The organism is Paenochrobactrum glaciei (genome assembly GCF_039522165.1).
GTDB classification, from domain to species: domain Bacteria; phylum Pseudomonadota; class Alphaproteobacteria; order Rhizobiales; family Rhizobiaceae; genus Paenochrobactrum; species Paenochrobactrum glaciei.
This window is the reverse complement of record NZ_BAAADE010000002.1, coordinates 85,129-99,069: the sequence shown is the minus strand read 5'-3', so window position 1 is coordinate 99,069 and position 13,941 is coordinate 85,129. Positions and strand designations below refer to the sequence as shown.

At 50.8% G+C, this 13,941-nt stretch carries 12 protein-coding genes; 6 read left to right on the top strand and 6 right to left on the bottom strand.

The annotated features are described in order from the left end of the window. Window position 1 precedes the first annotated feature (1 nt). Window positions 2-2,086: a hypothetical protein gene (locus ABDZ76_RS06765; RefSeq protein ID WP_343803451.1), complete on the top strand. Its 2,085-nt coding sequence runs from the start codon at window positions 2-4 to the stop codon at window positions 2,084-2,086. A gap of 65 nt (window positions 2,087-2,151) precedes the next feature. On the opposite strand, the gene ABDZ76_RS06760 is transcribed toward ABDZ76_RS06765, so the two are convergent. Beyond that, entirely contained in the window at window positions 2,152-2,688 is a 537-nt protein-coding gene (locus ABDZ76_RS06760) for a GNAT family N-acetyltransferase (protein ID WP_343803448.1), read from the bottom strand. Window positions 2,689-2,997: 309 nt separating this feature from the next. On the opposite strand from ABDZ76_RS06760, the gene ABDZ76_RS06755 reads away from it, so the two are divergent. Continuing rightward, window positions 2,998-3,993, top strand: coding sequence for a glutathione S-transferase family protein (locus ABDZ76_RS06755; RefSeq protein WP_343803445.1), 996 nt, complete (start codon window positions 2,998-3,000; stop codon window positions 3,991-3,993). A gap of 21 nt (window positions 3,994-4,014) precedes the next feature. Continuing rightward, window positions 4,015-4,431: a group III truncated hemoglobin gene (locus ABDZ76_RS06750; protein ID WP_343803442.1), complete on the top strand. Its 417-nt coding sequence runs from the start codon at window positions 4,015-4,017 to the stop codon at window positions 4,429-4,431. An 80-nt stretch (window positions 4,432-4,511) separates the two neighbouring features. On the opposite strand, the gene ABDZ76_RS06745 is transcribed toward ABDZ76_RS06750, so the two are convergent. Continuing rightward, on the bottom strand, window positions 4,512-5,555 hold the full coding sequence (locus ABDZ76_RS06745; protein WP_343803439.1) for an ornithine cyclodeaminase: 1,044 nt from the start codon (window positions 5,553-5,555) through the stop codon (window positions 4,512-4,514). A gap of 6 nt (window positions 5,556-5,561) precedes the next feature. Beyond that, entirely contained in the window at window positions 5,562-6,491 is a 930-nt protein-coding gene (rocF, locus tag ABDZ76_RS06740) for an arginase (protein ID WP_343803436.1), read from the bottom strand. Between the two features lie 124 nt (window positions 6,492-6,615). Between rocF and ABDZ76_RS06735 the strand changes: the two genes are divergently transcribed. Further along, window positions 6,616-7,053 (top strand): Lrp/AsnC family transcriptional regulator, encoded by a 438-nt coding sequence (locus ABDZ76_RS06735; protein ID WP_343803433.1) that lies wholly within the window; start codon window positions 6,616-6,618, stop codon window positions 7,051-7,053. Window positions 7,054-7,172: 119 nt separating this feature from the next. Next, the gene (locus ABDZ76_RS06730; RefSeq protein WP_343803430.1) at window positions 7,173-9,494 is read left to right on the top strand and encodes a Tex family protein; all 2,322 of its coding nucleotides are present in this window, start codon (window positions 7,173-7,175) and stop codon (window positions 9,492-9,494) included. Window positions 9,495-9,534: 40 nt separating this feature from the next. Here the strand turns inward: ABDZ76_RS06730 and ABDZ76_RS06725 are convergent, their stop codons facing one another. Further along, on the bottom strand, window positions 9,535-10,434 hold the full coding sequence (locus ABDZ76_RS06725) for a LysR family transcriptional regulator (RefSeq protein WP_343803427.1): 900 nt from the start codon (window positions 10,432-10,434) through the stop codon (window positions 9,535-9,537). Between the two features lie 107 nt (window positions 10,435-10,541). Here ABDZ76_RS06725 and amaB point away from each other — a divergent pair, with 107 nt between their 5' ends. Further along, on the top strand, window positions 10,542-12,068 hold the full coding sequence (gene amaB / locus ABDZ76_RS06720) for an L-piperidine-6-carboxylate dehydrogenase (protein WP_343803424.1): 1,527 nt from the start codon (window positions 10,542-10,544) through the stop codon (window positions 12,066-12,068). A 46-nt stretch (window positions 12,069-12,114) separates the two neighbouring features. Here amaB and purU read toward each other — a convergent pair whose 3' ends face one another. Next, window positions 12,115-12,999 (bottom strand): formyltetrahydrofolate deformylase, encoded by an 885-nt coding sequence (purU, locus tag ABDZ76_RS06715; protein WP_343803421.1) that lies wholly within the window; start codon window positions 12,997-12,999, stop codon window positions 12,115-12,117. A gap of 111 nt (window positions 13,000-13,110) precedes the next feature. Beyond that, window positions 13,111-13,890 carry a GntR family transcriptional regulator gene (locus tag ABDZ76_RS06710; RefSeq protein WP_343803418.1) on the bottom strand — a complete coding sequence of 260 codons (780 nt, stop codon included), beginning with the start codon at window positions 13,888-13,890 and terminating at the stop codon, window positions 13,111-13,113. Window positions 13,891-13,941 lie beyond the last annotated feature (51 nt).

The following is a 13,941-nucleotide window of genomic DNA, read 5'->3' as shown; positions in this document are numbered from 1 at the left end:
TATGACCACGATAAATTTTGAACCGCTGTTTGATTATACCAGTCTGGCACTCATTTTAGCGCCACTGACTGTGATGGTGCTTATCGGATTTTATGTCCGCAAAAGAGGTAGTTTTCTGCGGCTGACAGCCCTTGTTGCATTAGGTCTGGCACTTACCAATCCGGTAGTGGTCGATGAAACACGCGAGCCTTTAAAAAGCACCGTTGCTGTCATTATTGACCGCAGCCAAAGTCAGGAATTGGGCAGCCGCAAACAAGACACCGACGAAGCACTGAAAGCCCTTACCAAACGCTTAGAGGCACTGCCGCAATTTGATGTGCGTGTGGTGCAGGCAGGCGCACCGGACGAGCAAAATGACGGCAATGAAACCAAATTATTCTCAAGCCTGAGCAATAGTTTGCGCGATGTGCCGCCATCACGTATTGGCGGTGCCATTTTGCTCAGCGATGGACAGGTGCATGATATTCCGGCCGATCTGGAAGCACTTGGCTTCAACGCGCCGGTCAATGCGCTGATTAGCGGCCAGCCGGATGAATTTGACCGCCGTATTGCTTTCAACAAAGCCCCCCGTTTCGGCATCAGCGGCAAACCGCTGCAAATGTCTTTCACGGTGATTGATCAGGGCGAAGCATCTGCCCAGAACAATATTGCTAATGTTAAAATCCGCATCAATGGCGAAGAAGTCAGCGAGCAACAGGCTCATGTCGGCGAAGAAACCTCACTGACACTGGAACTGCCGCATAAAGGCACCAATATCATCGAGCTCAGCACCGATGTGCTGGACGGCGAAGTCACCCCTGTCAATAATCAGGCGGTTGCGGTGGTGGATGCCATCCGTGAAAACCTGCGGGTACTGCTCGTTTCCGGTGAACCGCATAATGGCGAACGGACATGGCGCAACTTACTCAAATCCGACACCGCTGTCGATCTGGTGCATTTTACCATTTTGCGCCCGCCCGAAAAACAGGACGGCACACCGATTGAAGAATTGTCACTCATTGCTTTTCCGACGCGCGAGCTTTTTGTCGATAAGGTCAATGATTTCGATCTGATCATCTTTGACCGCTATCAGCATCTCGATGTGCTGCCGCTGCTCTATTATGATTTCATCGCGCAATATGTCGAAAATGGCGGTGCTTTGCTGGTTGCAGCAGGGCCTGAATATGCCGATTATTCGTCCATTGCCCGCACACCGCTTTATAGTGTTTTGCCAGCCTTGCCGACCGGTGAGGTGACTGAAAAAGCCTATTACCCGCGTCTCACAGATGCCGGAAAACGCCACCCCGTCACCCGTGGCCTTGAAGGCAGCGATCAGGAACCGCCACAATGGAGCCGTTGGTTCCGCACTATTGATATTTCCACGCCGCAAGGCGAAGTGGTGATGAGTGGTGCCGATAATAAACCGCTTCTGGTGCTTAGCCGTGTGGGTGAAGGGCGTGTCGGCACATTGCTTTCCGATCAGGGCTGGCTGTGGGCGCGTGGCTTTGAAGGCGGCGGCCCTTATGCGCCGCTCTATCGCCGCATAGCACATTGGCTGATGCAGGAACCGGATCTGGCCGAAGAAGCCCTCACTGCCAAAGGTGATGCGCGCTCGTTAAAAATCACGCGCCAGACCATGAATGATAAAACCGACAAAGCCGTGGTCACCACACCATCAGGCAAAGAGGTTGAGCTGGACTTAAAAGAAACCCAGCCCGGTCTGTTTGAAACGGTGATGAACACCAAAGAAGTCGGCCTTTATCAAATCAAAAACGGTGATTATGAAACGCTGGCCCATGTAGGGCCGGTGGATGCGCCGGAATTTACCGACATTATTTCCACCACAGACAAACTTTCGCCTTTAGCGCAATTGTCCGGCGGCAGTGTCCTTCGTCTGCACAACCAGGCGCAAAGCGCTGTCACTGTTCCGGAAATCACAATTGCCAAAGCAGGTCAGACCTTCACGAGTAACAACACGATCACACTGCGTGAAACCGCTGATACACAATTGAAAAGCATCAATCGTCTGCCACTGTTCTCAGGCTTTTTAAGTCTGGCGGCATTGCTGATGATTTTTGCAAGCCTTTGGTATCGTGAAGGCCGATAAGATAAAAAATCAGGCATCCTTTTTACGGGATGCCTGATCATCAATTCTGAATTTTAAAGCTATATTTAAGAGGCTTTTTTCAAGAGTGCAGCCGTGTGGTGATGACCGGCATAACGCATGACGCCGGAAACATCCTCCATCGCGCCCTCGCGCAATTCACAAGCCAACAGACGGCGCGGATCAACCGGTGCCGGCATGGTAACAGAGCCGGGCTTGATCATCTTAAAGCCAAAAGGCCCGTAATAAGGCTCGTCCCCTACCAGCACAATCAGCTTGTCACCAACCGCTTTGGACGCATCCATCGACATTTGCATCAAATGGCGACCAATGCCGCGATTTTTAAACTCTGGTCTGACGGCCAAAGGCCCAAGCATCACCGCAGGCGTGCTGCCGATTGTAATGCGGGTCAAACGTACCGAAGCAATCACTGTGTCGCCATCCAGCGCCACGAAAGACAAGGCTTCATCATGCGGGCCGCCTTCACGAATGAAATGCGCAGCTCGGGTAAAACGACCCGGCCCGAAAGCCTCAGCATTGATGTCTTCAATCTGCTGGTTATGCGCAGCATTTTCCTGCACGTAGGTCAGTTCTGTTTGCTTCATGGCAATATTCGCATTCTTAAGAGATAAAGGGGGCCGTTGGCCTTCAGGCATGCAAGTTCGACGCTTAAAAAGCGCTCACCAGTCTCATCGTCGGATGAAAAGCATACCTGTCAAAACACATCTCCAAAGGGGCACTGATTGCCCGCGAACAACTCCCACCTAGCACCAATAAATCTTCACGTAAAGTGGTGTTACACTGTGTTCACTCATATCATAGCTGTAAATATACAGTTTGATCGCTATTTATATAAAAAGACAGGATGAAAACAGGCATTGAAACGCCCTGTTGCAGATTAAGGATATTGACCCATGGGATTACTTGTAGACGGTAAATGGCATGATGTCTGGTATGACACCGATAAAACCCAAGGCCGGTTTGAACGCTCCAAATCGCAATTCCGCAATTGGGTGACCAAAGACGGCTCTGCCGGCATCACCGGTCGTGACGGCTTCAAAGCAGAAGCCGGACGTTATCATCTTTATGTTTCTTATGCTTGTCCCTGGGCACACCGCACATTGATTTTCCGTGCGCTCAAAGGTTTGAGCGATATTATCTCTGTCTCGGTTGTTGACTATTATATGGGCAAAGACGGCTGGACATTTAAAGGCGAACATGGCGCCACCGGCGACACGCTTTATGGTTCAGAATTTTTGCACCAGATTTATACCCGCGCCGATCCGCAATATTCAGGTCGTGTAACGGTTCCGGTTTTATGGGACAAAAAACTGCAAACCATTGTCTCCAATGAATCGGCAGAAATCATCCGTATGCTCAATGTTGCCTTTGATGAATTCGGCAAGAGTGATGTGGATTTTTATCCCGAAGCTTTGCGAAGCGACATTGATGCGCTCAACGATTTTATCTATCCGAGCATCAATAATGGTGTTTATCGCGCCGGTTTTGCCACCTCGCAGGAAGCCTATGAAGAGGCCTATAAGGATGTTTTTGCAGCCCTTGATGCGCTGGAAGTCCGTTTGCAAAATAACCGTTATTTAACAGGTTCGGCCTTAACTGAAGCGGATTGGCGTTTGTTCACCACACTGATCCGTTTTGATCCGGCCTATGTCGGGCACTTCAAATGTAATTTGCGCCGTATTGAAGATTATCCGGCTCTTTCAAATTACACCCGCGAGCTTTATCAAATGGCGGGAATTGCCGAGACGGTCAATATGGAGCATATAAAGGGTCACTATTACACCAGTCATAAAACCATCAACCCGACCGGGGTGGTGCCACTGGGCCCAAAAATTGATTTTGATGCCCCACATGATCGGGCGCGTTTGAACGCCGACAGATCATATTAAGAGCCAAAGGTTAGCGCGGATATGAATCAACTTATCAACGAAGTTCATCATGCCATTGATGAGGCTAGTATTTCCCGCTTGGTACGGGAGTTTTATACCCGCGCGCGTCAGGATGATGAGATAGGTGAGATCTTCAACAGCAATGTAGAAGACTGGGAGCATCACCTTCAAACGATTACTGATTTCTGGTCATCAATCATTATGAAGACAGGGCGCTATGACGGGCGCCCGCTTCCGCCGCATCTGCGGCTTGGTTTACAGGAAAAGCACTTTGACCGCTGGCTGCAATTGTTTGAAAAAACAGCGCTGGAAATCTGGCCGGAAGAAGCGGCAAACGTCTTTATCTATCGTGCCAAACGCATTGCTGACAGTTTTGAAATGGCAATTTCGACACAAGCCGGTGAATATAAAAGCCCGCGCCATAGCCGTCGGGTGTAGAGTATTGGCCTGAACAGGCTACCTAAAATAAAAAATCCCTTTGCCATCAATGCTGCAAAGGGATTTTTTGAATCAATTCATCAGTTCTGCTTGGCACGCATCAACATGCCATAAAGATCGCGCGGTTCATCCGGATCGGCCAGCATATCCAGCTGCACAAAATACTCCGTCCCTTCCAGTTTATCGCGCACATAGCGAAGTGCTGAAAAATCTTCCGTCGCAAAGCCAACCGAGTCAAACAGAGTAATCTGCTGCTTGCTTGTGCGTCCCTGTTTTTTACCCGTTATCACTTCCCACATTTCAGTAACAGGATGATCTTGCGGCAATTGCTGAATTTCACCTTCAATGCGGGTTTGTGGTGTATATTCGACAAAAATATCCGAGCGCTGCAAAATGTCGGCATGCAATTCGGTCTTGCCCGGACAGTCACCGCCAACACCATTAATATGCACACCAGCGCCCACCATATTGTCGGTAAGAATCGTGGCATTTTGTTTGTCAGCGGTTACTGTTGTGATGATCTGTGCGCCCTCAACTGCCGCCTCAACAGAAGAGCAAATTTGAATATCAAAGCCTGCGTTTTGCAAATTGCGCGCAACCTTTTCACTGGCCGAGCGATCAATATCATAAAGGCGCAAATGATCGACACCGAGCAAAGCTTTGAAAGCAAGCGCCTGAAATTCACATTGCGCACCATTGCCGATCATCGCCATGGTGCGGGAGTTTTCCGGTGCCAGATATTTAGCCACCACCGCGGAGGTCGCAGCTGTGCGTAGCGCCGTCAGCATGGTCATTTCTGTCAGCAAAATCGGGTAGCCGCTGGCAACATCGGCCAGCACACCAAAGGCGGTGACTGTCTGCAAACCTTCACGCGTATTTTTCGGGTGGCCGTTGACATATTTAAAGCCGTAAAGCGTGCCGTCACTCGTCGGCATCAATTCGATAACGCCTTCATCAGAATGCGCGGCCACGCGCGGTGTTTTATCAAACAGCTCCCAGCGGCGAAAATCTTCCTCTACATAGGCAGCCAGTTCTTTCAAAAAAACATCAACGCCAATATTGAGCACCAGTTTCATCATGTGATCAACACTGACAAATGGCACATTATTCAACTGTACGGACATGCTACCTCACTCCCCCGTATAACTCACTGTCGGACGATCCATCACACGACGCCCAAACAGACTGGCGGTTAAATCCACCATCACATGCGCAGTGCGCCCACGCTCATCCAGAAACGGATTAAGCTCCACCAGATCGAGACTGGTGACCAAGCCGCTGTCATGCAGCATTTCCATAATCAGATGCGCTTCGCGGAAAGTCGCGCCACCCGGCACGGTGGTGCCAACGGCTGGTGCAATCAGCGGATCAAGAAAATCCACATCAAGGCTGACATGCAGCATGCCATCTTCGCGTTTCACTCGCGCCAGAAAATCACGCAGCAAAACGCCGACGCCATGCTCATCAATGACACGCATATCATGCACAGTAATACCGGTTTGGCTGATCATCTGGCGCTCGGCCGGATCAACGCTGCGAATGCCCATCATGCAAATATTATTCGGATCAACCGGCGCTATCAGCTCAGGATAATAACCTTCAAACCCCGCCTGACCGGTGTAATAAGCAACCGGTGTACCATGCAGATTACCGCTGTCGGTGGTATTGAGATTATGAAAATCCGTATGCGCATCCAGCCAGAGCACAAAAAGTTTTTTGCCTTTTTCGCTCGCATAGCGTTGCACACCGGCAACAGAACCAGCCGCCACCAAATGGTCGCCACCTAAAAAGATCGGAAAGCCTTCGCCTGCCAGTTGATAAGCTTTATCACTGGTTGCTTTAATCCAGGCGATAGTCTCGTTGAGATTTTTAATCGCCGCATTAGGATGGCTAAGCTGCCCTTTTGGAGCAGGCACCAGATCACCCAAATCTTCTACAATGTGCCCCAGTTCGGTGATCGCCTGAACAAGTCCGGCGGCACGAAAACCGTTTGGTCCCATATTGCAGCCCATACGACCAGTACCTTCTTGCACCGGCACGCCGATAATTTTGCATTCCATCCGCAAACCCTCATTTTATGGTTTCAGTTGAACATGAAGCTCTGGCAAAACGAACAGCACGAATTGGCAAATATGCTATTTTAACTTATCATAATGGCAAATTAATTTATCATTTTGGTAAGCCATGGATTCGATTGACGAAAAACTCATCACTTTGCTGCGCCATAACGGACGCCGCAGCATCTCCGATCTGGCACTGGAAACCGATCTTTCCCGTGCAACAGTGCGTGCCCGCATGGAGCGGTTGGAAAAATCAGGCGACATTCTCGGCTATACGGTGATTTTACGTGCCGATGCCGTCGATTTGCCGGTACGTGGTATTATGATGATTGAAATTGAAGGCCATGTGACTGACCGCATTGTGCGCTCACTTGGCGGCTTTGCCGAAATTTCGGCCATCCACACCACCAATGGCCGCTGGGATCTGATCGTGGAACTGGGTGCTGCCACCCTTTCTGATTTTGATGCAATTTTACGGCGTATTCGTCTGCTCCCCGGTATCACGGCGAGTGAAACCAATCTGCTTCTGGCCACGCCACGCAGCACCCGTGCGCGTCTGTAAATAAAGCCATTCAAGCACGCTCATTTCCTGTGGATGTGCCACATAGATGATGCAGTTTGATTGCATAAGGCGCGCAGCCAACTATCATTCTGCAATGAATAAACAAGGTTGAATTACATATGGCAGACGACATCAAGCGTATCGCTCCCCTGATTGCAGCTGAAATCAATGCGCGGCCGGAACAAGCCGCAGCAGCAATTGGTTTGCTCGATGAGGGTTCCACTGTTCCTTTCGTGGCACGTTACCGTAAGGAAGTGACCGGTGGGCTGGACGATACGCAATTGCGTATTCTCTCCGAACGCCTGACTTATTTGCGCGAGCTGGAAGCACGCCGCAACACCATCCTTGAATCGATCAATTCGCAAGGCAAGCTGACACCAGATCTGCAATTGAAAATTGCCGGCGTTGCCACCAAAGCCGAACTTGAAGATATTTATCTGCCCTATAAGCCTAAGCGCCGGACACGCGCTGAAATTGCCCGCGAGCGCGGTCTTGCACCACTGGCCGAGGCCATTATGGCTGATCGGCGGGTTGTGCCTGCAAGCTTGGCTGAAACCTATGTGCAAGGTGATGTCGCTGATGTTAAAGCCGCCCTTGAAGGGGCACGCGACATTATCGCCGAAGGTTTTACCGAAAACGCCGACCTGCTTGGCCGCTTGCGTCAGCATATGCGTAACAACGCATATCTGCGCTCCAAAGTGGTGGATGGCAAACAGGAAGCGGGCGCTAAATTCTCCGACTATTTCGACCATTCGGAACGCTGGAGCAATGTTGCCGGACACCGCGCGCTTGCTATGCTGCGTGGCCGCAACGAAGATTTTCTCTCCCTCGACATTGAAGTCGATGAAGATGATACATCCCCGCTCAAGCCTGTCATTCGTATGATTGCCGCCAGCTACCAGATTGGCAACACATTGCCTGCCGATCAATGGCTGATGGAAGTGGTCAACTGGACATGGCGCGTTAAACTTTCCCTTTCACTGTCGCTTGATTTGATGCGCGAATTGCGTGAACGTGCGGAAGAAGAGGCCATTCAGGTGTTTGCCCGTAACCTGAAAGACCTGTTGCTCGCCGCCCCTGCCGGATCGCGCGCTACCATGGGTCTTGATCCAGGCATCCGCACCGGCGTTAAAGTCGCGATTGTTGACGGCACCGGCAAACTGCTTGATCACTCAACCGTTTATCCGTTTCCGCCAAAAAATGATCTGCGTGGCACACAGGCAGAGCTTGCTGCATTGGTGCGCAAACATAAAGTTGAACTGATCGCCATTGGTAACGGCACCGGCAGCCGCGAGACTGAACGTCTGGTAGTCGATATGTTAAACGACATGCCCAATGATTCATCGGCTCAAAAGCCACTGAAAGTCATTGTCTCTGAGGCTGGCGCATCGGTCTATTCAGCTTCCGAAACTGCCGCAGCAGAATTTCCTGATCTGGATGTTTCCATCCGTGGTGCTGTTTCCATTGCCCGCCGCCTGCAAGACCCGTTGGCGGAACTTGTGAAAATCGAACCAAAATCCATTGGTGTCGGCCAGTATCAGCATGATGTTGACCAGTCACGTCTCGCCCGCTCGCTTGATGCGGTGGTTGAAGATGCAGTGAATGCGGTTGGCGTTGATCTCAACACCGCATCGGCTTCGCTGCTGGCTCGCGTTTCCGGCCTTGGTCAATCCTTGGCTGAAGCGATCATCGCGCATCGCAATGAAACAGGCCCGTTCAAAACCCGTAAAGAGCTGTTGAAAGTTCCCCGCCTTGGCAACCGCACCTTTGAGCAAGCGGCAGGTTTCTTACGTATTCCCGATGGTAAAGAACCGCTCGATGCTTCATCTGTGCACCCTGAAGCCTATGGCGTTGCCAAGAAAATCGTTCAAGCCTGTGGCCGCGATGTGCGCGCGCTGATGGGCGACAGCTCCATGCTGAAGGCGCTTGATCCAAAACTCTTTGTCGATGAGCGCTTTGGTCTGCCAACCGTTAAAGACATTATCGCAGAACTGGAAAAGCCAGGGCGCGACCCGCGTCCGGGCTTTAAAACCGCCACTTTTGCCGATGGTATTGATGACATTAAAGACCTCAAACCCGGCATGCAGCTGGAAGGCACAGTCACCAATGTGGCAGCCTTTGGTGCTTTTGTGGATATTGGTGTGCATCAGGATGGCCTCGTGCATGTGTCGCAACTGGCCGACCGTTTCGTCAAAGATCCGCATGAAGTGGTGAAAGCCGGTGACGTGGTGAAAGTGCGTGTGACGGAAGTGGATGTGCCACGCAAGCGCATCGGCCTGACCATGCGCAAAGATGGTGGTACTGAGGCCGCCCCTGCACCGCGCACAGCCCAAAAGCCAGCACCGCAATTTAAAAACAAGCCGCAAACAAGCGCCAAGAGCAATGAAAGCTCCCAAGGTGCTTTCGGCGCGGCATTGCTGGAAGCCATGCGTAAAAAATAAAAAACCAAACGGGCTTGTCATCAACTGACAAGCCCGTTTTTTATTTCTTCTGCACCTGCCCCAAAATCCATTGGCAGAAAATCTGCGTCAGCGGATTATCAAGTTTTCCCTCCGGCACCACCAGATAATAATCATTATCCGTCTGTAAGGGTCGCTCAAACAGCACCTGCAATTGTCCGTCACGCAATTCTTGCTCAATCAGATAGAGCGGCAGAAGGGCTATACCCATGCCGGCAATGGCCGCACCAATCACCATCGAAAACTGATCAAAACGATGGCCATGATAAGCGGACTGCACTTCGCAATCACACATTTCAAACCACTGCGCCCATAATTTCGGCCGTGTTTCCAAATGCAGCAGTGCCTGCGCCTGTAAATCTTGCGGCGCCTCAAAGCTGCGCCCTGCCAGAAATGCAGGTGATGCCACCGGCACAATCATTTCGCTGCACAAATAAGTACAACTCGCATGCGCCCAAACCGGTTTGCCATAATGAATAGCCAGATCAAAAGGCTGCTCGTCAAAATCAAAAATCGTCGAGCGCGAGGCGATATGCAGCGCAATACCTGTCTGATTTTTGGTAAAGTCAGGCAGTCTTGGCATCAGCCAGCGATTACCGAATGTGGGCAAAGTGGCGATGCTCAAACCGGATGTTGACTGCGCCGACGCCATCGCCCGCAGCATTGTGTCTTCCGTTTGGCTTAATAAACGGCGTACTTCGGGTAAAAACTTCTGGCCTGCATCGGACAATAAAATACGCTGGCGTACCCGCTCAAATAACAGCACGCCCAGCTGGTTTTCCAGCTCTTTGATCTGGCGGCTTACCGCACTTTGTGTCAGATTAAGTTCCAAGCCCGCTTGCGTGAAACTGCCGTGACGCGCCGCACATTCAAAAGCTTGTAAATTGCCGATATCCGGTATCAGCCGACGGTTCAGCTTCATTCCTATCTCGCATCAACATAGTTATTTTCATTGCAATCTTAGGCTAAAAATCGCTGATATAATACTATAAATTCATGAAGACCGATTTTGACTAAAGGAAAGCACCCATGACCAGCGTGACAAGTGATGTAAAAACAGAAACTGCAGAGATTCTGACACGGTTGGGTGTACATAGCTCTCTTTATAGTAGCGGAAATCTCAACGCTTTCACGCCTGTCACCGGAGAAAAAATCGCAACCATCCCGGCACACACAACCGACCATGCAGCACAAATTATTGATGCGGCACATGTGGCCTTTAAAGAATGGCGCATGGTGCCTGCGCCGCGCCGTGGCGAATTGATACGACTTTTTGGCGAAGAACTGCGCGCCGCCAAGGACGATCTTGGCCGTCTCGTTTCTATTGAAGCTGGCAAGATCACCTCTGAAGGTTTGGGCGAAGTGCAGGAAATGATCGACATTTGCGACTTCGCAGTCGGCCTTTCGCGTCAGCTTTACGGCCTTACCATCGCAACCGAACGCGCAGGCCACCGCATGATGGAAACATGGCATCCGCTGGGTGTTGTCGGTGTTATTTCTGCATTCAACTTCCCTGTTGCTGTATGGGCATGGAACACCGCTTTGGCGCTTGTCTGCGGCAATAGTGTTGTGTGGAAACCATCCGAAAAAAGCCTGCTCACAGCGCTTGCCTGTGATGCGCTTTTAGCGCGTGCGCTGAAGCGCTTTGGCGACGCGCCGAAAAATCTCTCCTCCGTGCTGCTTGGTGACAGAGTGATGGGCGAAGCGCTTGTTGACAATGCAAAAGTAGCGCTTGTTTCTGCAACCGGCTCTACCCGTATGGGGCGCGAAGTGGGCCCGCGTCTGGCTAAACGCTTTGCCCGTTCCATTCTGGAACTTGGTGGCAATAATGCCGGTATTGTCTGCCCGTCAGCCGATCAGGATATGGCTTTGCGCGCCATTGCCTTTGGTGCGATGGGCACAGCCGGTCAGCGTTGCACCACCATGCGCCGCCTGTTCGTGCATGAAAGCATCTATGATCAGTTTGTACCACGCTTGCAAAAAGCCTATCAGTCAGTATCCGTCGGCAACCCGCTTACCAGCTCTGCGCTTGTCGGCCCATTGATCGACAAACAATCTTTTGATGCGATGCAGGAAAGCCTTAAAAAGGCTGAAGCCCAAGGCGGAAAAATCACCGGCGGCAACCGCGTCGATCTGGGGCTTGAAAATGCCTATTATGCCAAGCCAGCTTTGGTTGAAATGCCCAAGCAAACCTCGCCCGTAACAGAAGAAACCTTCGCACCTATTCTCTATGTGATGAAATATAGCGATTTTGACGATGTGCTGGAAAAGCACAATGCTGTGGGTGCTGGTCTTTCATCTTCCATCTTCACGCTGAACTTGCAGGAAGCAGAACGCTTTCTCTCAGCAGAAGGCTCTGATTGCGGCATTGCCAATGTTAATATCGGCACATCGGGTGCTGAAATCGGCGGCGCATTCGGCGGTGAAAAAGAAACTGGCGGCGGACGAGAATCCGGTTCCGACGCATGGAAGGGCTATATGCGCCGCGCCACTAATACGATCAATTATTCAAAAGCCCTGCCATTGGCGCAAGGCGTATCCTTCGATATTGAATAATCGAACGCATAAAAAAGCCCCGCAAATGCGGGGCTTTTTTATAGGTTTAGCCCATGCGCTCGGAAGCATAAGAATCAGGACTTGCCGGAAACACCACTGTACGATCACCATTTAAAAATGTGCGATTATGGATATGGGCATGGACGGCACGCGCCAGCACCTGCGCTTCCACATCACGGCCAATCGACACATAATCAGCAGCACTTTGCGCATGGGTCACACGCGCCACATCCTGTTCAATAATCGGACCTTCATCAAGATCAGCCGTTACATAATGTGCAGTTGCACCGATCAGTTTCACGCCACGCTCATAGGCCTGCTTATAAGGGTTCGCCCCTTTAAAAGACGGCAGGAAGGAGTGGTGAATATTGATGATACGACCGGACATTTTCTGGCACAGATCATCCGACAAAATCTGCATATAGCGTGCTAAAACCACCAGCTCGGTGCCGGTTTCTTCAACAATCGCCATCATGCGGGCTTCGGCCTCGGCCTTATTGTCTTTCGTCACCACAATATGGTGAAACGGAATATCATGGTTGACCACCACTTTTTGATAATCAAAATGGTTGGAAATCACCCCGACAATATCAATTGGCAACGCACCGATTTTCCAGCGATACAGCAGATCGTTCAGACAATGACCAAAGCGTGATACCATCAGCAGCACTTTCATGCGCTCATTGGTATCATGAAATTCATAATGCATATCGAAAGGCGCGCCGACTTCGGCAAAACCACTGCGCAGCTCCTCCAGCCCCGCCCCTTCCTCGGAAATAAAACTGATACGCATGAAAAAACGACCATGTTTCAGATCATCAAACTGCGCACTATCAATGATGTTGCAACCCTTAGCCGTCAGATAGCCCGAAATCGCAGCAACAATACCGCGGGACGCACGACAGCTTACCGTTAGAACATAATTATGCATTTCATTTCCTCAATAAAACCCCACACTCCTCCACCCGGAGCGCTATGCGAAATTGCATGGCAGCTGTAATGCACTGCCCACATTGCACCCGCAAGAGTAATCTTGGAAAATTTATCGGTCGTGATGTTCGTCGATGCTAAGTTCTGCGACAAAATCATAGGCATCACCGCGATACATTGTGCGTGTGAGCTCCACCACTTCACCCGTTGCCAGATATGACACCCGCTCAATCAGCAAGGCTGGTGCATTGGGTGGTGTTTTTAGAAGCTGGGCATTTTTCGTATCCAGCGCCACCGCCTGAAAGCGCTGCTGCGCCCGCACCGGCTCATAGCCCTGCGCCATAAAAGCCTTATAAAGCGAACGGATATTATCAAGCTCATCGCCTAAATAATGGCGTGGCACAACCGCCCATTCCAGTGCCAATGGCATTTGATCCACCAACCGCAAACGATGCAAACGTACAATCTGGGCGCTGCGTTCAATTTGTAAAATCTGAGCTTCATCCGCACTCGGATAGTCAATTTTGATATCAAGCGTTTTAGCTTCAGGCTGTTTGCCACGCGCCAGAATGGCTTGCGAAAAAGATGTCAGCTTCCATAAAGGCTGACTGATACGCGCCGGACGCTCGGCAATAAAACGACCACTGCCGTGGCGCGTTTCAATCAAACGCTGATCGGCCAAAATCTTATAAGCACTACGCACTGTAACACGCCCGATATCGAGCATTTCTGCCAATTCGCGCTCCGGCGGCAGAGCACTGCCGGCAGGCAAAACATCTTGCTGGATAAGCTTTTTGAGAACAGATGCCAGATGTTTATAAAGCGGACCGCTGCGTTCCTGCTCGCGCAAGCCCGTAAGTTCAATTGCTTCTTTTAAAATGACCTGTTCCATGATGGCTAAATAGAACCTGTATGGAACCATTTAGCAAGGGCTGTTTTCATT